Here is a 23,254-nt window from a genome sequence, read left to right on the forward strand (position 1 = left end):
GGGCTAGGCGTCGTGGGAGACGCCTCCCACGAGGTTGGATCTCAAACTACTGGGCGGGGGCCGAGGATCGCCGTTCCGACACGCACGCAGGTCGATCCCGCGGCTATCGCGGCCTCGATGTCTCCGGACATGCCGGCCGAGAACCCGATCGCCCCGGGGTGCGCACGTCGCAGGCCTTCCGCGACCTCCGCGGCATCGGCGAAGTGCGCGGCCGCATCCCCCTCGAGTGGGGGCACCACCATCAGTCCGGAGAGGGTGAGGTGCGCGAGTCCGGCCACGTGGTCGGCGAGCGCGGGCAGGTCCTCTCGCGAGACCCCGCCGCGCGAGGTGTCGCCGTCGAGGCTGAGCTGGAGGAGGACGGGCAGCGGGAGCACGTCGTCACGCTCGTCGGCCAGTCGGGCCCGGCCGCGGTCGAGGCCGCCTGCGACCTTCGCCGAGTGCACGGAGTGGACCCGGTCGGCCCACCCGGCGACCGCGGTCGCCTTGTTGGACTGGATGTTTCCCACCATGTTCCACCGCACCGAGGAAGCGAGCCCGGCGTCGGCCGCCGCGAGGTCGGCGACCTTGGCGGCCGCCTCCTGGACCCGGTTCTCCCCCACGTCGCGCACGCCGAGCCGCGCGAGACGGATCACGTCGTCGACGGGATGGAACTTGGTGACGACGACGAGGTCGACCTCGTCCGTCCGGCCGGCAGCCGCCAGGGCGGCGTCGAGTCGTTCGCGGGTGGCGGCCAGTCGGCTCGCCAGTTCTTCTGTCCGGGGGTCAGTCACGACCACCTACCGATACGCCGACGCAGTGCTGCATGGCCCGTAACCTATCGGAATTACCGTCGGCCCGGCCAGACACGGCGGCCCGGCCAGACACCGCTGCCCGAAGCGGTCGCGATCCTGCAGGCGTCGTCGACACCTAGTCGCGCCAGATGACGGAGGCCTGTCGTCCGGTCCGGCCCTGCCGGCGATAGGAGAACAGGGACTCGTCGGCGATCGTGCACCGCGGATCGGAGTCGACCCTGCTCACGCCGAGTCCGGCGAGCTGCCGGGTGATACCCGCCCGGAGGTCGACCCCGGCGGTGCCGCCGACGGTACGGGTCCGACTGCCGGGCAACGCCGCCTCGACCTCGTCGGCGAGTTCGTCCGGGAGTTCGTAGTGCTCCCCCGCCGCGGCGGGGCCGAGCAGGACCGTGATTCGCTCGGCGCGGGCACCGAGGGAGGTCATGGCCCCGATGAGCGCGGGCACGATCCCACCGACGGCACCGACCCGTCCGGCGTGGACCGCACCGATCACACCGGCCTCGGAGTCCGCGGCCAGCACGGGCACGCAGTCCGCGGTGAGCACGGCCAGGGCCAGACCCGGCTTGTCGGTCACCAGACCGTCGGTGGCGGGGACGGGCCCGCCGGTCGCCCGGGTGACGCGGGCGATGCGGGTGCCGTGGACCTGATCCATCCACACGACATCGGAGGCGGGCAGACCGAGGCGGCGTGCGAGCCGCGCCCGGTTCGCCGCGACCGCCGCGGGGGCGTCGCCGACGTGGTCGCCCAGATTGAACGAGTCGAAATCACCGGTGGACGCGCCGCCACGACGGTCGGTGACCACCCGGCGGACGCGTCCGGTGCTGTGAGATGCCACTATCGGCCTCAGTGCCGCATGAACGGCGGGACGTCGATGTCGTCGTCCTCGTCACGCCGGCGGGACGACGGTGCGGGCGAGGACGAGGCCCCGGCCGAGCCGGCGGACGCCGGGTACGACGGCTCCTCGCGACGGCCGCCACCGAGGGGCGTCGAGCCGAGCTCGGAGGCTCCGCCGGTGTCCCCGGAGGCCCCGGGTACCGCATCCTCGTCGTCGAGATGGTGACGTCCGCGGCGCGGCTGGGCACCGCCCGCGGTGATCGGACGCGATCCGCCCTCGAACCCGGCGGCGATGACGGTCACGCGGACCTCGTCTCCCAGCGAGTCGTCCACGACGGTGCCGAAGATGATGTTGGCGTCCGGGTGTGCCTCCTCCTGCACGAGCGAGGCGGCCTCGTTGATCTCGAACAGTCCCAGGTCACTGCCTCCGGCGATGGACATGAGCACGCCCTTGGCGCCCTCCATCGTGGTCTCGAGAAGCGGCGAGTTGATCGCGGCCTCCGCGGCCTTGAACGCGCGACCCTCCCCCCGTGACGAGCCGATTCCCATGAGGGCACTGCCGGCGCCGGACATGACGCCCTTGACGTCGGCGAAGTCGACGTTGATCACGCCCGGGGTGGTGATGAGGTCGGTGATGCCCTGGACACCGTTGAGCAGGACCTCGTCGGCGGTCTTGAACGCCTCCATCATCGACACCCCCGCGTCGCCCAGCTGGAGGAGACGGTCGTTCGGGATCACGATGAGCGTGTCGCAGGCCTCGCGCAGCTGATCGATGCCGGAGTCGGCCTGGCCGCCGCGACGCTTGCCCTCGAAGGAGAACGGGCGGGTGACCACACCCACGGTGAGCGCGCCGAGCTTGCGCGCGATCGCCGCCACCACGGGCGCGCCACCCGTGCCGGTGCCGCCACCCTCGCCGGCGGTGACGAAGACCATGTCGGCCCCCTTGAGAACCTCTTCGATCTCGTCCTTGTGGTCCTCTGCGGCCTTACGGCCGACCTCCGGGTCGGCGCCGGCACCGAGCCCGCGGGTGAGCTCACGGCCCACGTCGAGCTTGACGTCGGCGTCCGACATGAGCAGGGCCTGCGCATCGGTGTTCACCGCGATGAACTCGACGCCCTTGAGCCCCTCGTCGATCATGCGGTTGACCGCGTTGACGCCACCGCCGCCGATTCCGACGACCTTGATGACTGCGAGGTAGTTATGCGGTGAGCTCATCGAGGCCCGGCCTTCCTTTGGGGGTGTCGTGCTCGGTTGCGTGCTGTCTCGACGAAAGTTCTGTGAACCTGAAGTCTCACCCTCTAGTTGAGGGTTAAACTTGCTGGTCAGAGGCCTTTTCCGCCGTCGGATCACACGGTAGGGGCAGCAGCCCCGTGCGTCCACGAAGCGCGCGGGCGTGTCGTGTCGACCGGTACGTGAAGGGGTCGTCCGGCCGGCTAGCGGGAGGTCGGCAGCGCCGGATTGGAGACGTTCCAGGTCTCGCCGGGCTGCTCGAGCACCATCTGCAGGGCGATCGCCTTCTCCTGGTCGCGGCCCGCCGCGCCCCATTCGACGATCCGGCCGTCCCCGAGCGTCAGGACGATCGAGGCCGGGGTGTCCACCTCGACCGCGGTGATCTCCTGTCCGGCCGTGCCCCGGACCGCGTCGAACACGGTCGCCAGGTCACGCACGATCCCCGGCAGGTTGCTCTGCGCCTCCTCGCCCACGGTCAGCAGCGGCGTTCCCGGCGGCGCCTCCCCCTCACCGAAGTCGATGCCCTGGGCGTCCACCAGATGCTGTGCGCCGTCGACGCCCACCACCACCAGGGCGGTCCGCTCGACCAGTTCGATCCGTAGGGCCGACGGGTAGTCGCGCGTCACCGTCACCTGGTCGACCCGGGGGATCCCCGCGACCCGGCGGGCCACCGCGTGGGTGTCCACCTGTAGCAGCGGGGTCCCGGGGGCCACCGCGGCACGCTCCACGACGACCTCCCCGGGGATGGTCTGCGGTCCGTTGACGTTGACCTCGCGCACCGCGAACACCGGGAGGAAGTACATGGCGATGTACGCGATGAGAATGACGACCAGGGCCACACCGAGCCCGATGTAGATGCGGTTGGTCCGGCGACGTCGACGCCGCAGCCTGGCGCGGACGGCCGGATCGGAGTGACGGACACGCTCGTCGGACTCGCGAACGGCGGCCGCGTCCCGGTGGCGGTCGGGGTCGTCGGTCAGCGGGCCCTCCCGTCCGGGATCAGGCCGGTCGACGGGGTCGTCGGTCACCGTCCGGTCCCCCTCACGACCCCTGCCCGGCGCCGGCGACGATGCGCGGGCCGAGCGTGGTGATGTCGCCGGCGCCGAGTGTGAACACCACATCGTCCGGGGCCAGCAGGCCGGTGACGGTGGACAGGGCCTCGTCGAGGTCGGCGGCCCTGTGCACGGGCGCGGTGACGTGACGGGTGATGAGCCCCGCGTCGACGCCGGGCTCGGGCTGCTCCCGGGCGCCGTAGACCTCGAGCACGACCACCTCGTCCGCCAGCGACAGCGCCCGGCCGAACTCCTCTGCGAAGATCCGCGTCCGCGAGTACAGGTGGGGCTGGAACACGGCCACGAGGCGTCCGCCGTCTGTCTCGACGATCTCGCGTGCCGCGCCGAGAACCGCGGTCACCTCGGTGGGATGGTGCGCGTAGTCGTCGAAGACGCGCGCCCGGCCGCCGTCCACCCGCGCCTCGCCCTTGGGCTCGAACCGGCGCCCCACTCCCCCGAATCCGGACAGCCCCGCCAGGAAGCCCTCGAGGTCGAATCGGTCGTGACCCGTCACCTCACGTGCGGCCAGCAGTGCGGCGAGTGCGTTGAGCGCCATGTGCTCGCCCGGCGTACCCACGTGCAGTTCGCGCCGGACCTCACCGTCGAGGGTGAGCCCGGCGCGGGCGCCGGTCGAGTCGACCGTGACCGTGTCGAGCGCGGCGGCGACGGGGAGGCCGGTGGCCGGGCCGGTGGTGGTGCGGTATCCCAGTACGCGCACGCCGGCCGCGGCGGCGCGGCGGGCGCGCTCGGTCGCGCCCTCGTCGTCGAGGCACACCACGAGCGCACCTGACGCGGGGATGCGGGCGAGGAAGGTGTCGAACACCTCGAAGTAGGCCTCGGCGGTCCCGAAGTGGTCGAGGTGGTCGGGTTCGGCGTTGGTGAGGATCACCACGTCGGGGTCGTAATGCACCAACGAACCGTCGGACTCGTCGGCCTCGGCGACGAACACCGGGTCCGCGCCGCCCCGGGCGTTGGTACCGAACTGCAGGACCGTTCCGCCCACGGCGAAGGACGGATCCGATCCGGCCGCGGCCATCCCCGCGATGAGCATCGAGGTGGTCGAGGTCTTACCGTGGGTCCCGCACACCATGATCGACCGGCCCGAGCGCGCCAGCTGCCCGAGCACCTGGGAGCGGGTCACCACGGGGATGCCGGCCGCACGGGCCGCGACGAGTTCGGGGTTGTCCGCGGGGATCGCGGCCTTGGAGACCACCACGATCTCGGGGGCCTGCCCCAGCGCGCCGAGCGCGTCACGGTGGTGGCCGACGCGGACCACCGCGCCCCGATCCCCGAGCGAGCGCAGCTCGACCGAGTCGCGCGCATCGCTGCCCGACACCGCCACTCCGTGGTCGAGCAGGATGCGGGCGACGGCGGACATGCCGGCGCCGCCGATCCCGATCATGTGCACGCGGTTCAGGACCGCGGGGACCGCGGCGTGGGCGGCGGGGATGTCGGTCACCGGGCGGCCTTTCCGGCGGCGTCGAGCGCGGCCCGGGCCACGACCTCCGCCGCGTTTCGGGAGCCGCCGCTGACGGCGGCCACGGACATCGCGTCGAGCCGGTTGCGGTCGAGTACGAGCGGCAACACCGTCGCCCGCAGGTAGTCGGGGCTCAGGTCGGTGTCGTCGACCATCAGGGAGCCACCGCCGGCGACGAGGTCCCGCGCGTTCAGCGCCTGCTCGCCGTTGCCGTGGGGCAGCGGGACGAACACGGCGGGCAGCCCGACGGCCGAGACCTCGGCCACGGTGATCGCGCCGGAGCGGCACAGGATGAGGTCGGCGGCGGCGTACGCGAGGTCCATGCGGTCCAGGTACGGCACCGTCACGTACGGCGCGCCGGCTCCGGTCACGGTCGGTGCGTCGTCGACGTTCTTCGGGCCCACCGCGTGGAGCACGCTGACGCCGGCGGCGGAGAACTCCTCCGCGACCGCGGACATCGCCGTGTTGAGCGAGCGGGCGCCCTGGGAACCGCCGACCACCAGCAGGGTCGGTGCGTCCGGGTCGAGGCCGAAGGCCTGACGCGCCTCGGCGCGCAGCTCCCGACGGGCGAGATTCGCGACCGACTGTCTGACGGGGTTACCGACCACCCGGGCATCGAGCCCCGAGTCGGTCACGGCCGCGAGCGTCGCCTCGGCGTACCGGGCGCCGAGCTTGTTGGCGATCCCGGCGCGGGCGTTGGCCTCGTGCACGACGATCGGCACCCGCCGGCCGCGACCGGCGAGCGGCCCGGCGGCGAGGTAGACCGGCACGCAGGCGTAGCCGCCGAATCCCACTACGACGTCGGCCTCGGTCCGGCGCAGCATCGCGCGCGCGCCGCGGACGGCCCTGAAGAGCCGCCCGGGCAGCCGGAACAGGTCGCCGTTGACGCGCCGCGGGAGCGGGACCGGGTCCACGAGTTCGAGGGGCACGCCGCGCTGGGGGACGATCTCGGTCTCCAGCCCGCGAGGGGTGCCGACCGCGGTGACACGGGCGGCGGGGTCCAGGACGGTGACGGCCTCGCCCACCGCGAGGGCGGGTTCGATGTGGCCGGCGGTCCCGCCGCCGACCACCAGGACCGAGGGCCCGCGTGTCGTACTCGTATTCATCGCTCCCTACCGCGGTGGATCGGACTTGGTCTGGGGGTCCCCGGGGTCGGCCGGGCGCCGGGGTCGGTGGCACGTCGCGGCTGGCGACGCTCCTCGTCGCGACCGCGCACGGGGCGCGCGTTGCGGCCGGTCATGGCGGTAGCGCCGCGCCGACGGTCGCGGGCGGCGTCGCCGGGTATCGGCATCGTCTCGTACGCCGGCGCCCGCGGCGCGCCGCGGGGTGGCCTGGGCACCGGGGCCGGCTCCGCCACGCGACGGCCGCCCCCGCTCCTGCGCGGCGCCGGGCCGCCGGGCCCGGAGGCCGGCCGGCGGGTCACCGGCTCGCCGTAGCGGCGGGCGCCCTCGCTGGAACGACCGGGGGCCGCCGAGGCGGGTACCGGACGCTCCGGGGTGTAGGGCTGCGGGTCTGGAAGAGAGAATCGACGACGACGGCGACGCTGCGGCGACGAGAGGATCGCGGAGATCGCCTCCGGCTCGTGCCGTGCACAGTTGGCCAGCAGACCGAGTGAGGTCAGGGTGACGACCGCCGAGGTGCCGCCGTTGGAGATGAGCGGCAGCTGCAGGCCGGTCACGGGCAGCAGGCCCACCACGTAGCCGATGTTGATGAACGCCTGCAGGACGATCGTCGCCGTGATGGTGCCTGCGAGCAGCCGACGGAACGGGTCGACCGACCGCATCGCGATCCGCATTCCGGCCCAGCCGAGCGTGAGGTACAGGGAGACCACGACCGCCGCGCCGAACCAGCCGAGCTCCTCGCCGATGATCGCGAAGATGAAGTCGTTCGTCGCCTCGGGCAGGTAGAACCACTTCGCACTGGACTGCCCCAACCCCACGCCGAACAGTCCGCCGTCGGCGAGGGAGAGCATGCCCTGATACGACTGGTAGGCCGCGCCCTGGGGGTTGGAGAAGTCGCCCCGGAGGGTGTCGATGTAGGTGCGGATCCGCTCGAAGCGGTAGGCGAACGTCACTGCGGACACCGCGAACAGGACGACGCCCAGTGCGATGACCAACAAGAAGTGTCGCGACGGGTACCCGGAGAACCACAGGACGCACAGGAACGCGACGGTCACCGCGGTCGCCATGCCCAGGTCTGGAGCCGCCAGCACCAGACCGGCCACCACCACGAAGCCGACCACCGCCGGGAACAGCAGGTCCAGCCAGTACCCCGTCCGGATGCGCTTGGCGACCACCGAGGACGCCCAGATGATGAACGCGAACTTGGCGATCTCGGCGGGCTGGATGGAGAAGAACCCCAGGTTGATCCAACCGCGCGAGCCGTTGATCTCGGACCCGATGCCCGGGATGAGTACCGCCACGAGCAGGCCGATCGAGACCAGCAGCATCGGCGTCCCCAACCTGCGTAACAGGTCGAAGCGCATCCGCAGCGCCGCCGCGAACCCGACCGAGCCGATGACCACAAACATCGCCTGCCGCAGGAAGATGTCGAACGGGGTGCCGCCGCCGGAGAAGGCGAGCACGTTCGAGCTGGACAGCACCATGCCGAGCCCGATCACGGTGAGCAGTGCCGTGACCACCATGACCACGTGGTACGAGGTCAGCGGAGCACGGTTGATCGCCACCAGCGGCGCGGCGATGCGGCCGAGCAGGTCAGGACGGGCCTCACGGTCATCGACGTCGCCGGTGGGCCTGTCGGCGGCGCGGTCGGCGTCGGTGCCGGGGCGTCGCCCACGGCGAGCGGGGTTCTCCAGTGCCATGCCCTACCTCCCGGCCACGCGGCCCACGGCGAGGACGAAGCTGCGCCCGCGGTGGCCGTAGTCGGTGAACATGTCCATCGACGCGGCTGCGGGGGCGAGCAACACCGTGTCGCCACCTGTGGCCATCCGTGCGGCCTCCGCGACCGCGCGGTCCATCGTCTGCTGCGGCTCGTCGGGAACCGCGACGACGCCATCGTCCCCTGATTCCAGCTGCACGACGGGCACGTCGGGCGCGTGTCGGGCCAATGCCTCCGCGATCCGGCCGCGATCACGGCCGATCAGCACGACACCGCGCAGCACATGCGCGACCTCGGCCACGAGCGGTTCGACGTCGGCGCCCTTGAGCAGGCCACCGGCGATCCACACCCGCCGCCCGCCCGCGAGCAGCGACGTGCGCGCCGCGTGGGGGTTGGTGGCCTTCGAGTCGTCCACGTAGTGCACGCCGTCGATCGTCTCGACCGGCGCCGCGCGGTGGGCGCCCACCTCGAACGCACGCAGGGCCGCGGCGACATGCTCCGGACGCGCCCCCACGGACAGCGCCACCGCCGAGGCGGCGAGCGCGTCGAGTACGCCCGCGGGGCCCGCCGGGGACACGTCGGCGGCCGGTAGGAGCGGGACGGGGTCGACGGTCTCGTCGTCGTCACCCCGGTGTGTCCCGAGACATGCGCTGAGGATCCCGTCCGTCACGCCCAGTTCGCCCGGCGCCGGTGCGCCCAGGCGCACCCCGATGTGCGTTGCCGCGGGCGCGTCGGCGAGCAGACGCGCGGCGATCTCGTCGTCGGCGCCGGCGATCGCCACGCGACCGGTGAGGACCTGCGCCTTAGCCGCGGCGTAGGCCGCCATCGACCCGTGCCAGTCCAGATGGTCCTCGGCCACGTTGAGCACCACGCCCACGTCCGGGCGGCAACTCGGCGCCCAGTGGAGTTGGAAGCTCGACAGCTCGGCGGCGAGCACGGCCACACGCGGTTCGGCGAGTAGCACGTCGGTCACCGGCAGGCCGATGTTCCCGCACGCGCGGGCGGCCATCCCTGCCTCGAGGCAGATCGCCTCGAGCATCGCGGTGGTGGTGGTCTTGCCGTTGGTTCCGGTCACGGCGAGCCACGTGCGGCGCGGGCCGAACAGCTCCGCGGCGTCGGCACGCCACGCCAGTTCCACGTCTCCCCACACCGGCACCCCCGACTCGGCGGCGGCGACCAACAACGGGGAGTCCGGACGCCACCCGGGGCTGGTCACGACCAGCTCCACGGGGCTCCGTCCGTCGCCGACGGCGAGCAGCTCGGCGGCGCGGTCGAGGTCGACCCCCGCGCACGTCACGCCCTCGGGCAGCGCCGCGCGAAGGCGCTCGATCGCCTCGGGCCGTGAATCGGCGACCACCGGGTCGGCACCCAGGGCGTCGAGGATCCGCACCGCACCGGGTCCGGACACACCGGCGCCCAGCACCAGCACCCGGGCGCCGGTCAGCGCGCGCACATCGATCTCGGCCACGGCCGTCATCTCCCCGACACCCCTCACACCGACGCCGCGAGCCAGTCGCCGTAGAACAGTGCGATCGCCAGGCCGCACGAGATCGCGACCAGGAGCCAGAACCGGATGGTCACCGTGGTCTCGGCCCATCCACCGTTCTCGAAGTGGTGGTGGATGGGGGTCATGCGGAACGGTCGGCGCCCCGTGGTCCGGAACGCGATCACCTGGATGAGGACCGAGACGAACTCGATGACGAACACCGCGCCCACCACGACCATGAGCAGCTCGGTGCGCGAGACCACCGAGACGCCGGCGACGATGCCACCGAGGAACATCGACCCGGTGTCGCCCATGAAGATCTTGGCCGGGGCCGCGTTCCACCACAGGAAGCCGAGGCAGGCGCCGAGCGCCGCCGAACACACCACGGCGATGTCGAGGGGGTCACGGACCTGGTAACAGCCCGACAGGTCCACGCCCTCCGCGGTGGAGAAGCAGGAGTATCGGAATTGCCAGAAACTGAACACGACGTAGGTGCCCATGACCATGGCCATCGAGCCCGCCGCCAGACCGTCCAGGCCGTCGGTGAAGTTGACCGCGTTGGACCAGCCGTAGACGAGGACGACGATGAAGACCAGGAACACGACGAACGGGAAAGTGACCGCGACGAAGTCCCGCACATAGCTCAGGGACTGGCTGGCCGGGGTGAGCCCGTCGGCGTTCCGGAACTGCAGCACGAGGATGCCGAACGCGACCGCGGCCAGGACCTGACCCGCCGTCTTGGACAGGATGCCCAGGCCCTTGTTCTGGCGCTTGAACACCTTGAGGCCGTCGTCGATCATCCCGACGACGGCCAGTGCGGTGGCGAGTCCGAGGATCAGCAGGCCGGAGGCGGTGAAGCCGCCGCCACCCACCGTCACCTGGCCGACGATGCCGGCCACGATGTACCCGAGCCACACCGCGGTCAGGATCGCTAGACCGCCCATGTTCGGCGTCCCGCGCTTGCTCATGTGGGACTTCGGGCCCTCGAGCCGGATCTCCTGGCCGTACCCGTGGCGGCGGAAGTAGATGATGAGCAGCGGAGTGAGGAAGATGCTCACGACGAACGCCACGACGCCGGCGACCATGATCTGTGTCACTGCTGGTTCTCCTCACCACGCGCCGCGAGCACATGCTCGGCGACACCCCACAAACCGACGGCCGACGAGGCCTTGACCAACACGATGTCCCCCGGGGCCAGGCGTTCGTCCAGGATCGCCGATGCCTCCTCGGCGGTGGCGACGTGGTCCGCCTCCGAACCCCACGAGCCCTCCTGCACCGCGCCCTGGAACATTGCCCGCTGCGGGCGGCCATGGCCGACGACGACGAGCTGGGACACATCGAGCCGGACCAGGAACCGGCCCACCAGATCGTGCTCGATCACCGAGTCGTCGCCGAGTTCCGCCATCTCACCCAGAACGGCCCAGGTACGGCGGTGGCCGCCGCCCGAGCGGGCCATCACGGCCAGGGACTTCAGCGCGGCCCGCATCGAGTCGGGGTTGGCGTTGTACGAATCGTTGATGACCGTGACGCCGTCAGCGGTCACCCGGACGTCCATCCGGCGTTCCGAGGCGGCCTCGGCGGTCCCGAGTGCGGCGGCGACCCGGTCGACACCCATCCCGCAGGCCAGGCCGACGGCGGCCGCGGACAGCGCGTTGCCGACCTGGTGTTCGCCGTGCACCCGGAGTGCGACGTCGGCCTCACCCTGCGGGGTGATCAGCCGGAAGGACGCGCGGGCCTCGTCGTCGAGGGACACCCGCTCGGCGCGCACGTCCGCCGACGACCCGAGGCCCACCCGGACGACGTCCGCGGACGTGCGGGACGCCATCGCGGAGACACGCTCGTCGTCGTCGTTCAGTACGGCGACACCACCGTCGGCGGCGGACGGGAGCGCCTCGACGAGCTCCCCCTTGGTCGCCGCGATGACGTCGCGCGAGCCGAACTCCCCCAGGTGGGCCGTTCCCACGTTGAGCACGACCCCCACCCGCGGCGGGGCGATGGCCGCGAGCTCGGTGATGTTGCCCGGGGCCCGGGCGCTGAGCTCGAGGACCAGGAAGTCGGTCGACTCGTCCGCACGCAGCGCGGTCCACGGGTGGCCGATCTCGTTGTTGAACGAGCCGGGCGGGGCGACCACGGTGCCCGCCGCCGTGAGCACGGCCCCGATGAGGTCCTTGGTGCTGGTCTTGCCGGACGAGCCGGTCACCCCGACCACGGTGAGACCGTGCTCGGCGACCAGCCGCTCGACGCTGGCGCGGGCCAGCGAACCGAGCGCCGCCAGCACCGCCGCCCCGGAGCCGTCGGTGTCGGCGGCCAGCGCCATGGCGTTGGTCTCACGCCGATTGACCTGCGGCACCACGATCTGTGGTCCCCCCGCACCGTCGACCTCTCTGGCCACCAGCGCCGCGGCCGCCCCCGATCGCAGGGCGCGCGCGACGAAATCGTGGCCGTCGACCCGCTCGCCGGGAAGGGCCAGGAACAGCCCGCCCTCTGCGACGCGCCTGGAGTCGAACTCGACGGTTCCGGTGACGGCAGTGGACGGGGCACCTCCGACCAATCGACCACCGACGATCTCGGTGATCTCACCGAGGGTGAGGTCGATCATGACGTGCTGTCCTCCGTCTCGCCCTCATGGGCGGTGTATCCAAGGCGTCTGACGAGTTCCTCCGCCGCCCGGGCGCGGTCGTCGAACGGGTACACGGTCCCGTTGATCTCCTGGCCCGTCTCGTGGCCCTTGCCGGCGATCACCACGATGTCTCCCGTGCGGGCCCAGTCGATCGCCGTCCCGATGGCGGCGCCGCGGTCGCCGATCTCCCGCACCAGCGTGTGTTCCCCGGCGGCGGATTCGGCGCCCGCCCGGACGGCGGCCCGGATCGACGCCGGGTCCTCGGTGCGCGGATTGTCATCGGTGACCACCACCAGGTCGGCGATGTCCGCTGCCGCCGCGCCCATCAGCTCGCGCTTTCCGGCGTCGCGGTCGCCTCCCGCACCGAGCACCACAGCGATCCGCCCCGTGGTCTGGGCGCGGACGGATTTGAGGACGGCGGCCACCGCCCCGGGCTTGTGGGCGTAGTCCACGAGGACGCGGAAGTCCTGCCCGCGGACCACCGGCTCGAGGCGGCCGGGGACCCGGACCTGCGTCAGCCCGACCGCCGCGGTCCGCACATCGACACCGAGCGCGTCGACGATCGCGAGCGCGACCAGTGCGTTGGCCACGTTGAAGCGCCCGAGGATCGGGAGCTCCACCTCCGTGGTGAACCCGCCCGGTCCGTGGACGGTGAACGTCTGGGTGCCGTACTCGGTGGTGACGGACTCCCCGGCCGTCCAGTCCGCGTCCGCCCCCGGCTCGGCCGAGACCGTCACGGCATCCGGGCGCATCTCCTTGAGACGGCGCCCCCAGTCGTCGTCGATCACCACGACCGCCTTCACGGCCGGCTTGACGGCGGAGCCGGGGTCCGCGGCTGCGTCGAAAAGCCGGCACTTGGCCCGGAAGTAGTCCTCCATATCCGGATGGAAATCGAGGTGGTCCTGCGAGAGGTTGAGGAACGCGCCGACCTCGAATCGGGTCCCGTCGACGCGGCCGAGACGCAGTGCGTGGCTCGAGACCTCGGCGGCCACCGCGCGGGCCCCCTCGGCGCGCATCCGGGAGAGCAGTGCCTGGAACTCAGGCGCCTCCGGGGTGGTAAGGCGGCTCGGGAGCACCCGATCGGCCACCCGGCTGCCGGTGGTCCCGATGAGTCCGGCGACGGCCCCGCTGCCCAGCAGCGCGGCCTCCACGAGATAGGAGGTCGTGGTCTTGCCGGAGGTGCCGGTGATCCCCACGACGTCGAGCTCGGCCGACGGGTCTCCGGCCACCAGTGCGGAGGCGGCGCCCAGCACCGAGCGGGGCTCGGGGTGGACGAGCACCGGCAGCTGCCCCGCGACGGCCGACAGGATCGCGATGCCCTCCGGGTCGGTCAGGATCGCGGAGGCCCCCGCTTCGATGGCGGTGGCACCGAACGAGGCGCCATGGACCCGGGCGCCGGGCAGTGCCGCGAACAGGACCCCGGGCCCCGCATCCTGGGCCCGGATGGCGGCGCCGACCAGGTCGACGTCGGCACCGTCCCTGTCGCCGAGTACCGCGGCATCCACCGCGTCGGCCAACTGTGCGGCTGTGATCATCGCCTGTTCTCGCCTTGCCTTCCTTGCTCGCGCCCTCCCGTGAACTCGCTACACGCTACCCTGCCGCGCTGCGGTCACTGCGCCTGCAGGATCAGTTCGCGGGCAGGCGCGGACGGCGGGATATTGTCCCTGTTGACCAGCCACGAGGCGATGTCGTGGAACAACGGTGCGGCGGAGGCGCCGAGTGCCCCACGCTGCGGCGCGTCGAGCATGATCGCGATCACATACTCGGGGTCGTCGGCCGGCAGGATCCCCGCGAAGGTGATCCAGTACCGCGAGTTGGAGTAGCAGGAGCAACCGGGATCGATCTGCTGGGCGGTTCCGGTCTTGCCACTGATCTGATAGCCGGCGAGAGCGGCCTGCGGGCCCGTGCCGGCCTGAGCACCCGGACCCGACTGGACGACCGCGCGGAACATGTCCCGCACGGTGCGGGCCGTCTCCTCGCTCACCACCCGCACCCCCTCGGGGCGCTCGGTCTGCACAGCGGCACCGTCAGGGCCGACCTGCTCTGCCACGATCCGGGGCGGGACCCGCACGCCGTCGTTGGCGATGGCCTGGTAGATTCCCGCCATCTGCAGGGTGGTCATGGACAGGCCCTGGCCGATCGGGAGGTTGGCGAACGTGCCGCCCTGCCAGTTCTGCAGGTCCGGCACGAGCCCCTCTGACTCTCCGGCGAGCGCGATCCCCGTCCGCTGGCCGAGCCCGAACTTCTCCAGGTACTCGGAGAACGGCTGCTTGCCCACCCGCTGGGCGAGCATCAGCGTACCGACGTTGGAGGACTTACCGAAGATCCCGGTGGTCGTATACGGGGTCGGGCCGTGCTCCCACGCGTCGGCGACCGTGACGCCCTCCATGCTGATGCTGCCGTCGACGGAGTGGACCTCGTCGGGGTCGGTCAGGCCGGCCTCGATCGCCGCGGCGGCGGTGATGATCTTCTGGACCGAGCCGGGTTCGAACGGCGAGGTGATCGCCGGGTTGCCGAGGTCGGCCCCGCGCTCGAGTTCGGTCCCGATCCCCACGGCCGGGTTGAAGGTGTTGTCGTTGGCCATCGCCCGGACCTCACCGGTGTGGGCGTCCAGGACGACGGCGGAGGCGTTCTCGGCGCCGGACGAGTCCTTGGCGGACTGGATGGCCTTCTGCACGTGCCACTGGAGGTCAGCATCGAGGGTGAGTCGGACGGTGTCGCCGTCCCGGGGTTCGGAGACGTTGCGCAGCGTGCCCGGGATGACCGTGTTGTCCTGGGCCCGGTCGAACGTCTGGCGCCCGTCCTCGCCGTCGAGGGCGTCGTTGAAATACGCCTCGATCCCCTGCAGTCCGATGAGCTTGCCCTCGTCGCTCTTCGTCGTGGCCCCCACGACGTTGGCACCGAGCGAGCCGCCCGGGTACTCACGGATGTCCACGCGCTCGGCGCCGATCATCGGGAACTTCTTGGTGATCTCGTTGGCCTGCGTGACGTCCACATTGCGGACCAGGTAGGTGAAGCCGCCGCCCGAATCGAGCTTGGCCTCGATCTCGTCCCGGTCGACGGAGTCACCGAGGACCTTCTCGAACTCGTCGGCGATGTCGTCGACCAGCTCGTCCCAGCCGGGCTTGGTGCTGTCGAGCTTGCGCCGCTCCTCGGCGTTGGCCTCCTCCACCTTCGGCTGGATGGACAGATCGCGTGCCTCGCGGGTGAAGGCGATCGGGTCGCCGCTGACATCCACGATCGAGCCGCGGGTGGCAGGCAGCACCTGGTGCACCTGCCGCTGGCTCTCCGCGCGGGCGGCCAGTTCCGTGCCGCCGATCGTCTGCACCCACAGCAACTTGACCAGGGCGACCACCATGATGATGGCGAACAGCGTCCGCATGAACGTGAACCGCCCATCGGTGGAGGCGGTGGTGCGGATCCGTCCGGACCGGTTCGGTGGCCGCCCGGTTCCCGGCGGCACGCCGCGCGGGGCGCCTGAGGGGCCCCCTCGGCCCGTTCCCGGGGTGCGTCGGTCGGTCATCGAGAGGCCTTTCGGGTTCTGTCGGTCAGAAGGGCTGTCCGGGCACGGGGGCCAGGGTGGCGACGTCGCCGGTGGTCGGCGCGGGCGCGGGGGCATCCGGTTGTGGCGCGGGCTCCGCCGGTGCGGCGGGGGCCTGCGGGACGGGGTCGGCCACGGGTGCCGGAGCCGGTGCCGCGAGCGGCGCCGGCGGGCCGGACATCGGCGGGTACGGGACGGGCGAGACCCCTCGGGGTGCACGGTCCTGGGGGGCCTGGGCGGGTGGTGCGTCGAAGCCGTCGCGTTCCGACGTCTTCGGCGGCTCGGACGCTACCGGAGCAGGTTGGAGCGGCTTGATCGGCGCGCCGAGCTTCGCCTCGGGCTCACCGACGATCTGGATGACCCCGTCCGACCCCCTGGTGAGGATCGGCGCGCTCGCGACCCCGACCATGCCGAGCTTCTCTGCACGTTGCGCCAGAACCTCCGCCGACCGGGCACGCTCGTTGGAGGCCTGGAGCGACTCCATCCGTTCGACCAGTTCGACGTTGGCGTCACGGGCGTTCTTGAGGTCGTAGGTGTCCTGGGTGGTCTGCGCGGACAGGAGGAGGGTGCCTCCGACGCCGGCGCCGATGACGAGGAGGAGTACGACGACGAAGGGCACTCTCGCGGCGAGTTCAGCTGCGCTGAGCCGTTCAGCGGGGACGACGACGGTGCGTCGACCGCGGACCGAGCGGGTGACCGGCTTGCGCTGCAGACCGACTGCGCGCCTCGCCGGTGCCGGTCCGTCGAGCTCAGGTCCAGCGGGTGCCGGGGCCGCGGTCCGGGTATCGGCTCCGGCCGTGTCGATGGTGCTCGTCATGGGATTCTCCCGTCGATTCGCCGGACGCATCGCACTCGGACCGAGGCCGAACGCGGGTTGTGATCGATTTCCGTCGGTGACGCCTTCTCCGCTCCACGGGTGACGGCTGCGAACTCCGGGCCGTGGCCCGGCAGCTCGACCGGAAGCCCTGCCGGGGTCCGGGACGCGGTCCGCGTGGACAGTTCGCGCTTGACGATCTTGTCCTCCAGCGAGTGGTAGGCCATGAACACGGCACGGCCTCCCCCGCGGAGGAGGTCGAGATACCCGGGTACGGCGTTCTCCACCGCCTCCAGCTCGGCGTTGACCTCGATCCGCAGCGCCTGGAAGACGCGCTTGCCCGGGTGTCCGCCGGTCCGACGCGCCCCCTGCGGGATGGTGTCGTAGAGCAACTCCACGAGCTCGGAACTGGTGCGTAGAGGGTCGGTGTCGCGACGGCGGACGATCGCGGCGGCGATCTGACGTGCGAAGCGCTCTTCGCCGTAGACGCGGAAGATCCGCGCCAGGTCGTCACGCGGATAGTCGGCCAGGATGTCGGCCGCGGTGGGCCCCGTCGTGGGATCCATCCTCATGTCGAGCGGCGCATCGACGGAGTATGCGAAGCCGCGGTCCGCCACGTCGAGCTGCATCGATGAGACCCCGAAGTCCAGCAGGATGCCGTCGATCACCGGACCGGCGTCATCCCTGGAATCTGCCGGGAGTGCGGCCAGCACCGCGTCGAAGTCGTCGAAACGAGCGTGCACCGGTGTGAACCGGTCACGGAAGGCGGTGAGCCGGCGGGTGGCCATGTCGAGCGCGGCCGGGTCGCGGTCGACCCCGAGCACCCGAAGGGTCTCGAACTCCGCGAGGAGATGGGAGGTGTGTCCGCCGAGCCCGAGCGTGCCGTCCACGATCACGGGACGGCGCTCCTCGGTGGTGGCGGCGTCGACGACGGGACGGAAGAGCTCGATGGTCCGCGCGAGGAAGACGGGAACATGCCCTGAGCGCGCGTCGTCGCGGTCGGCATCGGGCTCTGTTGCCATCTCGCCTCCTCGCATCCGGAATGGGTGTGCGCTCCGGTTGTGGTGGAGCCCCCTGGTCCCCGTCCGGTACCCACCTGGCGTTGGGGAAGTACGTCAGGGTGGTGCCGGGCAGGGGCCGGGGGGCTCCGTCCGTCGTGCGGTCGTTCCTCTTCTCGTGCCCTCTCCCCCGGATCAGAATTCGATCCCGAGGGAGGTGCCCTCCATCTCGGAGAACACGGGCAGGTTCTCTTCGCTGTAGCGGTCCCACGCGTCGGCGTCCCAGACCTCGAGACGCTCCCCGAGACCGTTGACGACGCAGTCTTTTCCGAGACCCGCGTACTTCCGCTGACTCGCCGGGATGGAGATCCGCCCCTGCGAGTCCAACTGCTGAACTTCCGCGCCGCTCACCAGGAGCCGGAAGAACGCCATGTGCCTCTCACTGAGGTTGGCGGTCGGCCGGACCTTTCTGACCAGTGCGTCGAACTCGTCTTCCGGGAAAACCGACAGCGTGTTGGTGAACCACCCACACACGACCACCCCGTCCGCCAGACCAGGCCTGAATCTGGCAGGGATCGTCAGTCGCCCCTTGTCGTCGAGCTTGGGACGGTGGGTCCCGTACCCGACAAAGGCTCGTTCGCGTCCGGAGTCGACGGGATCGGTGTCGGTCACCCGCCACCTCCTGGGGTTCAGGCCCTTCGATCTCCTTGCGTGCCCCACTGTACCCCACAATGCCCCACAAACAAGGCCTGAGCCCCACTTCGCCCCACTGGCGTGGGTAACCGCAGTTCACAACGCTAATTTTCTCGAAGCCCGTCTGCGGCGCCCGGCTGCGATCACGGCGACCGCAGCCAGAATCACGCTCCAGGAGTGACGAAAGGGACTGGAGCGACAATAAGGGCCTGTCGGGACATCAAGCGTGGGAGGAAGTGGGGAGGCGGGGCGGGCGCCCCGGAACCCCAGGTCAGGGCCCTTTTCTGGACTCTCGGTACCCGGGCCCCCGGTTGACACAAAATGGCGTGCATCGCCGCACGCCGGGGTGATGTCATCCGACCCGGCCGGCGACTGCTAGGGCCCACTCCGCCAGCTCACCCCGCCTGCTTGGTGCGGCCACAACTGCGGGGCCACTCCTCCCGGCACCGCGGTGACCTGCGGAATCAGCAGGAGACCACGCGCGCGTGATGCGCTACTTCTGTGCCCTCTCAACACGTACGCCGGGATGCGAGATGAAGCGGGTATCCGCCAGGTGGGGCTCGGTGGGGGCGGCCACGACCCGGGGCAGACTCCGCCCGGTGGGGATGAGTGGGGCAATCGTCGGCCGAGTGGGGACGCATGGGGCGTTCCCCGGCCGAGTGGGGACGCGTGGGGCGCAACCTCCGCTGCGGGCCGGGATCGGCATCCTCCTGCGCCGCCGCAACGGTCAGTAGCGGGGTTCGGCAACAGAAAGGAGGGGCGAGCGCGACTGCGCTCACCCCTCCCTGGAGGGTATTCCGGCGGCTATGGGCCCTGCTCGAAGCGACGGCGGAAACGGTCCTCCATGCGAGTGGAGTACGACCGGCCGTCTCCCCCGCCGGAGGACGAAGCCCGGCCGCCACCCGGCATGCGGGGGCCGCCGGCCTTCTTCGGACCGGCGGCAGTCGGCCCCGGCCTGGAACGGAGCGCGAGAACCCCCGCGGCGAACATCACGAGAAAACCGACGAGGCTGAGGACCGGGAAGCCTCCGGGCTTGAAATCGAGTGCCAGACCGCCGACGAGGAGGGCCACACCGAGGATGCCGAGTCCCACGACGAGTCCGGTGGGACGACGAACGCCGGTCGCGCCGGTCTTGCGAACGGACGACGCGAACTTCGGGTCGTCGGCGTAGAGCGCGCTCTCAATCTCTTTGAGCATGCGCTGCTCGTGCTCGGACAGGGGCACTTCGACCTCCTTCATGTGCTCGCGTAGACGAGCGCGGCCGGCTAAGTCGGTACGTACCGACCGGTTCGGGAATCAGCCGGTCAAGGCTCTCCCCATCATACGAGGGCAACGCCGTGCTGACCACTGGGATTCCCGGGAAGCACCGGAATCCCCCCGGCCGGCGCACTCGACCGATCAGGCAGCAGGACCGAGAACCCCCAGCCGCTGGTCCACCAGATCAAGAAAGCGGCCGACCGCCCACAGGAAATCATCGGCCATCCGGGGCTGCACAGTCCGAGGTAGTCCGTCCTCGACGGCGGCCGCCAGCGACGAGTATCCCCCGAACGCGGCCGCCCACTCACTCATCTCGGGCACTTCGACGGCGAGCCTGTGCCAGACGTCGGACGGGCCACGCTTCCTCGCGCCGGGGATGAGTAGCGCACCTGCGGCGGAGCGCGCGGCGCGGTACGCCTCCAGAAACCGGTCCCCGGGCGTGACGGCGGATATCGCCCGGCCACGATGCGACTCGGCTCGTTCGGCCCTCCCCAGAGACACCCGGGTGCAGCCTGCGCCGGCGACCCTCAATCCGGTGACCTTCTCCATGCCCACTGCACCACCCATCTCTGCCGTCTCTCCGCTTATGTCCGCACGCTATCGCCGGGGTACGACACAACCCGGGGCGCGCGACGCACGCTCGTGGTGAGATGGAGCGGATGGATACGGTGATCACCCGGCTCGACGCGGCCGACTTCAGAGATCGACTTCCCGAGGCGCTCGGGGTCTACGTCGACGCGATGGGCTACCCACCCCAGGTGATCCGCTCGCGGGCTGCGGCGTGGTTGGAGCACAGTCGCCGCGACGGCTGGTCCGGCGTGGCCGCGTTCGAAACCCCCAGGCGGCGGCTGCTCGGGCCGTCGCGGGGGCCGCTGATCGCCATCTGTTACGGCTACCGTGGCGCCCCCGGCCAATGGTGGTACGAGCAGGTCTCACGGGGTCTCCGGGGGCGGGACGGCTCACTGCCGGAGGACTACGTGGAACTGACCGAGCTTCACGTCGCACCCTCCCACCAGGGCAGAGGAATCGGCACGGCCCTTCTACGGGAGTTCCTCTCCGACCGCCCCGAGAGCACGGTCCTGCTGTCGACCCCCGAGGTCGAGGATGAGAGCAACGGGGCATGGAGGCTGTACCGCTCACTGGGGTTCGGTGACGTGCTGAGGTCATACCGCTTCGACGGCGACGCCCGGCCGTTCGCGGTGCTCTCCCGTCCCCTCCCTCTGCCCGAGCAGGAGGACTGAGTTGTCCACCGGTCATGACGTGGTGGTGATCGGTTCCGGCCACAACGGACTGGTCTGCGCCGCCTACCTCGCCGCTGCCGGTCTCGATGTCCACGTGGTGGAGAAGGACACGGTGATCGGTGGCGCGACGTCGACCGTCGAGCGCTACCCGGGTCATCTCACCGATCGCGGCTCGTCGGCGCATCTGATGATCCGCCACACGAGCATCCCCGAGGAGCTCGATCTCGCCTCGCACGGTCTGCACTACGTCGACTGCGATCCCTGGGGCTTCGCGCCGGCGCCGCCCGGGACGGACGAACCGCCGATCGTCTTCCATCGCGACCTCGACGCGACCTGCGCGAGCATCACCGAAGCCTGCGGAACGGCTGACGCACAGGCGTACCGCGCGTTCGTCAGTCGGTGGGAGGTGCTGGCCGGGCGGATGATGAAGGGCTTCGCGGTGCGACCGAGTGCTGCGGGCCTGGGTTCGGCGTTCCTCGGAGTGGAGGACTTCCGGGATCCCTTCGGGGCTGTCCAGACATTCCTGTCGTCGGGGGACGCGCTCCTCGACGCCACTTTCACCTCGGAGCGGCTGAAGGCCGCTCTCTCGTGGTTCGGGGCGCAGTCCGGTCCCCCGATGTCGCATCCGGCCACGGCCCCGATGATCGGGTTCGCCGCACTGATGCACACGATCCCACCGGGCCGGGCGATTGGTGGCTCCGGAGCCCTGGCCGATGCCCTCGCCTCGGTCATCCGCACGAATGGCGGCGCCATCACCGCCGGCGCCGGCGCAGCCGCGATCCGCCGGTCCGGACGCGGATGGCGCGTGGAGACCGAGGGGGGCCTCACGCTCTCCTGCTCCACCGTCGTGTCGGCCTGCCACGTCCACACCACGCTCGACCTCCTCACTGACGTGCTCCCGGCCTCGACGCTGGACGCCTGGCGGAGGCGGATCCGCCCCGGGTTCGGGCTGGGCATGGTCGTCAGGCTCGGCACCACCGACCTGCCGCGGTACCCCGGTGTCCCCGTCGAATCGAGCGCTCGCGGCCTCCAGTTCCTGGTGACGGATCGTCGCCACCTGGACCGTCGCCACGGTGTCGCCGCGGCCGGCGGGCTGGACGCGGACCCCGCGGTCCTCGCGATGAGTTTCAGCTCGCTCGATCCGTCACTCGCCCCCGAGGGCCGACACGAACTGACGTTGTGGTCGCAGTGGCACCCCCGCCACCTCGCGGACGGCCGGTCCTGGGCGGCGGCCGGCCCGGACGAAGCCGACCGGATCATCGCGGCTGCGGACCGGTTCGCGCCCGGGCTGGCCGACTCGGTCGTCCACCGCCACGTCCAGACCCCCGAGGATCTCGAACGCGAACTGGGCTTGATCGGCGGAAACGTGATGCACGTCGAGATGTCGCTGGATCAGATGTTGCCCATGCGTCCCCATCCGGACCTGCGCGGCTACGCGGTACCGGGGGCTGACGGCGTCTTCCTGGCGGGTGCATCGACCCATCCCGGTGGCGGTGTCATCGGGACCAGCGGCCGGACGGTCGCTCGGCTTGTCGGTCGGCGACTCGGCACGTCGACACGCCGCCGCCGCGGGGCACGGGCAGAATGACGGACGTGACCGAACCTCATCCGACCGCTACCGCACACGCCGCCGGTGGACGTAGCTCCCTGGCCCGGCGGCTGGCCGGTGTCACGGCACTGGTCACGATGCTGTTCGTCCTCACCGGATGCCTCCAGCTCAACGCGCAGATGAGCGTCCGGAAGGATGACACGGTCTCCGGCCGGATACTCATCGCCGCCGATCAGCCCGCGCAGGCCGCCGCACTGGAGCGACTGGGCACGCCGTCCGGTCTCGAGCAGAAGGTCCGGATCACCCCGTACTCGGCGGACGGATTCACCGGCAGGGAGATCTACTTCACCCAGTTGACCTTCGCCGAGATGGACACCCTCTCGCTCGCGGTGGACATCGAAGGGGCGCGCCCCTATTCCATGAGCTTCCGCCGCAGCGGTGACACCGTATCGTTCAGCGGCTCCGTGGACCTGTCGGGGCTCCCCGCCGATCGTGCGGAGTCGGCCACCACACGGGTCGATCTGACCTTCCCCAACCGCATCAGCGAGACGAACGGGACGATCGGGACCGGGAACTCCGTCAGCTGGACGCCGGCGCCGGGGTCCATCACACGGATGCAGGCGTCATCCTCCTACCCGGACCCCGCCGCGCGCGGATTCGCCGTGTGGATGATCGTTGGCATCGGCGCGGCGCTTCTGGTGTCGATCGGCACGGTGCTCGCCGCCCGCACCTCGAGGGCTCGCACGGACCGGCTGTCGCGCTGACCACTGCCTACGGGACGACAACAGCGCCGCGCCGGTCCGACCGGCGCGGCGCTCCTGTGGATGCGGGTG

The 23,254-nt window shown here is 71.2% G+C and carries 20 protein-coding genes; 3 read left to right on the forward strand and 17 right to left on the reverse strand.

The window, feature by feature from the left end:
* Window positions 1-41 precede the first annotated feature (41 nt).
* The 17 genes from ACWIFB_RS01535 to ACWIFB_RS01615 all read right to left on the reverse strand — a co-directional run bounded on the left by ACWIFB_RS01535 (window position 42) and on the right by ACWIFB_RS01615 (window position 20,198).
* Complete coding sequence (locus ACWIFB_RS01535; RefSeq protein WP_452099496.1) at window positions 42-770, reverse strand: YggS family pyridoxal phosphate-dependent enzyme; 729 nt, start codon at window positions 768-770, stop codon at window positions 42-44.
* A gap of 136 nt (window positions 771-906) precedes the next feature.
* Entirely contained in the window at window positions 907-1,626 is a 720-nt protein-coding gene (pgeF, locus tag ACWIFB_RS01540; protein ID WP_452099495.1) for a peptidoglycan editing factor PgeF, read from the reverse strand.
* An 8-nt stretch (window positions 1,627-1,634) separates the two neighbouring features.
* On the reverse strand, window positions 1,635-2,840 hold the full coding sequence (ftsZ, locus tag ACWIFB_RS01545) for a cell division protein FtsZ (protein WP_344990067.1): 1,206 nt from the start codon (window positions 2,838-2,840) through the stop codon (window positions 1,635-1,637).
* Window positions 2,841-3,058: 218 nt separating this feature from the next.
* Entirely contained in the window at window positions 3,059-3,883 is an 825-nt protein-coding gene (locus ACWIFB_RS01550) for a cell division protein FtsQ/DivIB (RefSeq protein WP_454057075.1), read from the reverse strand.
* Window positions 3,884-3,896: 13 nt separating this feature from the next.
* Complete coding sequence (gene murC / locus ACWIFB_RS01555; protein WP_454057145.1) at window positions 3,897-5,309, reverse strand: UDP-N-acetylmuramate--L-alanine ligase; 1,413 nt, start codon at window positions 5,307-5,309, stop codon at window positions 3,897-3,899.
* A 53-nt stretch (window positions 5,310-5,362) separates the two neighbouring features.
* Window positions 5,363-6,490 carry an undecaprenyldiphospho-muramoylpentapeptide beta-N-acetylglucosaminyltransferase gene (gene murG, locus ACWIFB_RS01560; RefSeq protein ID WP_454057076.1) on the reverse strand — a complete coding sequence of 376 codons (1,128 nt, stop codon included), beginning with the start codon at window positions 6,488-6,490 and terminating at the stop codon, window positions 5,363-5,365.
* Window positions 6,487-8,205, reverse strand: a complete 1,719-nt coding sequence (gene ftsW / locus ACWIFB_RS01565; protein ID WP_452099491.1) for a putative lipid II flippase FtsW — start codon at window positions 8,203-8,205, stop codon at window positions 6,487-6,489. Before ftsW ends, murG begins: the two co-directional genes overlap by 4 nt.
* A gap of 3 nt (window positions 8,206-8,208) precedes the next feature.
* On the reverse strand, window positions 8,209-9,699 hold the full coding sequence (gene murD / locus ACWIFB_RS01570) for a UDP-N-acetylmuramoyl-L-alanine--D-glutamate ligase (RefSeq protein WP_454057077.1): 1,491 nt from the start codon (window positions 9,697-9,699) through the stop codon (window positions 8,209-8,211).
* 14 nt (window positions 9,700-9,713) lie between these two features.
* Complete coding sequence (mraY, locus tag ACWIFB_RS01575) at window positions 9,714-10,805, reverse strand: phospho-N-acetylmuramoyl-pentapeptide-transferase (protein WP_454057078.1); 1,092 nt, start codon at window positions 10,803-10,805, stop codon at window positions 9,714-9,716.
* A complete protein-coding gene (locus ACWIFB_RS01580) occupies window positions 10,802-12,307 on the reverse strand; it encodes a UDP-N-acetylmuramoyl-tripeptide--D-alanyl-D-alanine ligase (protein ID WP_452099488.1) in 1,506 nt (501 codons plus the stop codon). The genes mraY and ACWIFB_RS01580 overlap by 4 nt, the downstream gene beginning before the upstream one ends.
* On the reverse strand, window positions 12,304-13,863 hold the full coding sequence (locus ACWIFB_RS01585; RefSeq protein ID WP_452099486.1) for a UDP-N-acetylmuramoyl-L-alanyl-D-glutamate--2,6-diaminopimelate ligase: 1,560 nt from the start codon (window positions 13,861-13,863) through the stop codon (window positions 12,304-12,306). The genes ACWIFB_RS01580 and ACWIFB_RS01585 overlap by 4 nt, the downstream gene beginning before the upstream one ends.
* Window positions 13,864-13,937: 74 nt before the next feature.
* Window positions 13,938-15,851, reverse strand: coding sequence for a peptidoglycan D,D-transpeptidase FtsI family protein (locus ACWIFB_RS01590; protein ID WP_452099485.1), 1,914 nt, complete (start codon window positions 15,849-15,851; stop codon window positions 13,938-13,940).
* 25 nt (window positions 15,852-15,876) lie between these two features.
* On the reverse strand, window positions 15,877-16,686 hold the full coding sequence (locus ACWIFB_RS01595) for a hypothetical protein (RefSeq protein ID WP_454057079.1): 810 nt from the start codon (window positions 16,684-16,686) through the stop codon (window positions 15,877-15,879).
* Window positions 16,683-17,705 carry a 16S rRNA (cytosine(1402)-N(4))-methyltransferase RsmH gene (gene rsmH, locus ACWIFB_RS01600; protein ID WP_452099483.1) on the reverse strand — a complete coding sequence of 341 codons (1,023 nt, stop codon included), beginning with the start codon at window positions 17,703-17,705 and terminating at the stop codon, window positions 16,683-16,685. The genes ACWIFB_RS01595 and rsmH overlap by 4 nt, the downstream gene beginning before the upstream one ends.
* A 171-nt stretch (window positions 17,706-17,876) precedes the next feature.
* Complete coding sequence (locus tag ACWIFB_RS01605) at window positions 17,877-18,353, reverse strand: division/cell wall cluster transcriptional repressor MraZ (protein ID WP_452099482.1); 477 nt, start codon at window positions 18,351-18,353, stop codon at window positions 17,877-17,879.
* A gap of 825 nt (window positions 18,354-19,178) precedes the next feature.
* Window positions 19,179-19,598, reverse strand: coding sequence for a DUF3040 domain-containing protein (locus ACWIFB_RS01610; RefSeq protein WP_452099481.1), 420 nt, complete (start codon window positions 19,596-19,598; stop codon window positions 19,179-19,181).
* A gap of 174 nt (window positions 19,599-19,772) precedes the next feature.
* Window positions 19,773-20,198 carry an SAV_6107 family HEPN domain-containing protein gene (locus ACWIFB_RS01615; RefSeq protein ID WP_454057080.1) on the reverse strand — a complete coding sequence of 142 codons (426 nt, stop codon included), beginning with the start codon at window positions 20,196-20,198 and terminating at the stop codon, window positions 19,773-19,775.
* Between the two features lie 92 nt (window positions 20,199-20,290).
* Between ACWIFB_RS01615 and ACWIFB_RS01620 the strand changes: the two genes are divergently transcribed.
* Genes ACWIFB_RS01620 through ACWIFB_RS01630 form a run of 3 tightly spaced genes read left to right on the forward strand, consistent with a single transcriptional unit; the run spans window position 20,291 to window position 23,185 of the window.
* Window positions 20,291-20,872 carry a GNAT family N-acetyltransferase gene (locus ACWIFB_RS01620; RefSeq protein WP_452099479.1) on the forward strand — a complete coding sequence of 194 codons (582 nt, stop codon included), beginning with the start codon at window positions 20,291-20,293 and terminating at the stop codon, window positions 20,870-20,872.
* A gap of 1 nt (window position 20,873) precedes the next feature.
* Entirely contained in the window at window positions 20,874-22,460 is a 1,587-nt protein-coding gene (locus ACWIFB_RS01625) for a phytoene desaturase family protein (RefSeq protein WP_452099478.1), read from the forward strand.
* Complete coding sequence (locus ACWIFB_RS01630) at window positions 22,457-23,185, forward strand: LppM family (lipo)protein (RefSeq protein ID WP_452099477.1); 729 nt, start codon at window positions 22,457-22,459, stop codon at window positions 23,183-23,185. The genes ACWIFB_RS01625 and ACWIFB_RS01630 overlap by 4 nt, the downstream gene beginning before the upstream one ends.
* Window positions 23,186-23,254: the final 69 nt, after the last annotated feature.

The organism is Dietzia sp. NPDC055340 (assembly GCF_053645335.1).

Coding starts and splice junctions, on each gene's coding strand:
- ACWIFB_RS01595 (WP_454057079.1), bottom strand. CDS start 16,686: ATGACGAGCACCATCGACACGGCCGGAGCCGATACCCGGACCGCGGCC.
- ACWIFB_RS01580 (WP_452099488.1), bottom strand. CDS start 12,307: ATGATCGACCTCACCCTCGGTGAGATCACCGAGATCGTCGGTGGTCGA.
- ACWIFB_RS01630 (WP_452099477.1), top strand. CDS start 22,457: ATGACGGACGTGACCGAACCTCATCCGACCGCTACCGCACACGCCGCC.
- ACWIFB_RS01590 (WP_452099485.1), bottom strand. CDS start 15,851: ATGACCGACCGACGCACCCCGGGAACGGGCCGAGGGGGCCCCTCAGGC.
- ACWIFB_RS01615 (WP_454057080.1), bottom strand. CDS start 20,198: ATGGGTGGTGCAGTGGGCATGGAGAAGGTCACCGGATTGAGGGTCGCC.
- ACWIFB_RS01585 (WP_452099486.1), bottom strand. CDS start 13,863: ATGATCACAGCCGCACAGTTGGCCGACGCGGTGGATGCCGCGGTACTC.
- murD (WP_454057077.1), bottom strand. CDS start 9,699: ATGACGGCCGTGGCCGAGATCGATGTGCGCGCGCTGACCGGCGCCCGG.
- murG (WP_454057076.1), bottom strand. CDS start 6,490: ATGAATACGAGTACGACACGCGGGCCCTCGGTCCTGGTGGTCGGCGGC.
- ftsW (WP_452099491.1), bottom strand. CDS start 8,205: ATGGCACTGGAGAACCCCGCTCGCCGTGGGCGACGCCCCGGCACCGAC.
- rsmH (WP_452099483.1), bottom strand. CDS start 17,705: ATGGCAACAGAGCCCGATGCCGACCGCGACGACGCGCGCTCAGGGCAT.
- murC (WP_454057145.1), bottom strand. CDS start 5,309: ATGATCGGGATCGGCGGCGCCGGCATGTCCGCCGTCGCCCGCATCCTG.
- ACWIFB_RS01620 (WP_452099479.1), top strand. CDS start 20,291: ATGGATACGGTGATCACCCGGCTCGACGCGGCCGACTTCAGAGATCGA.
- ftsZ (WP_344990067.1), bottom strand. CDS start 2,840: ATGAGCTCACCGCATAACTACCTCGCAGTCATCAAGGTCGTCGGAATC.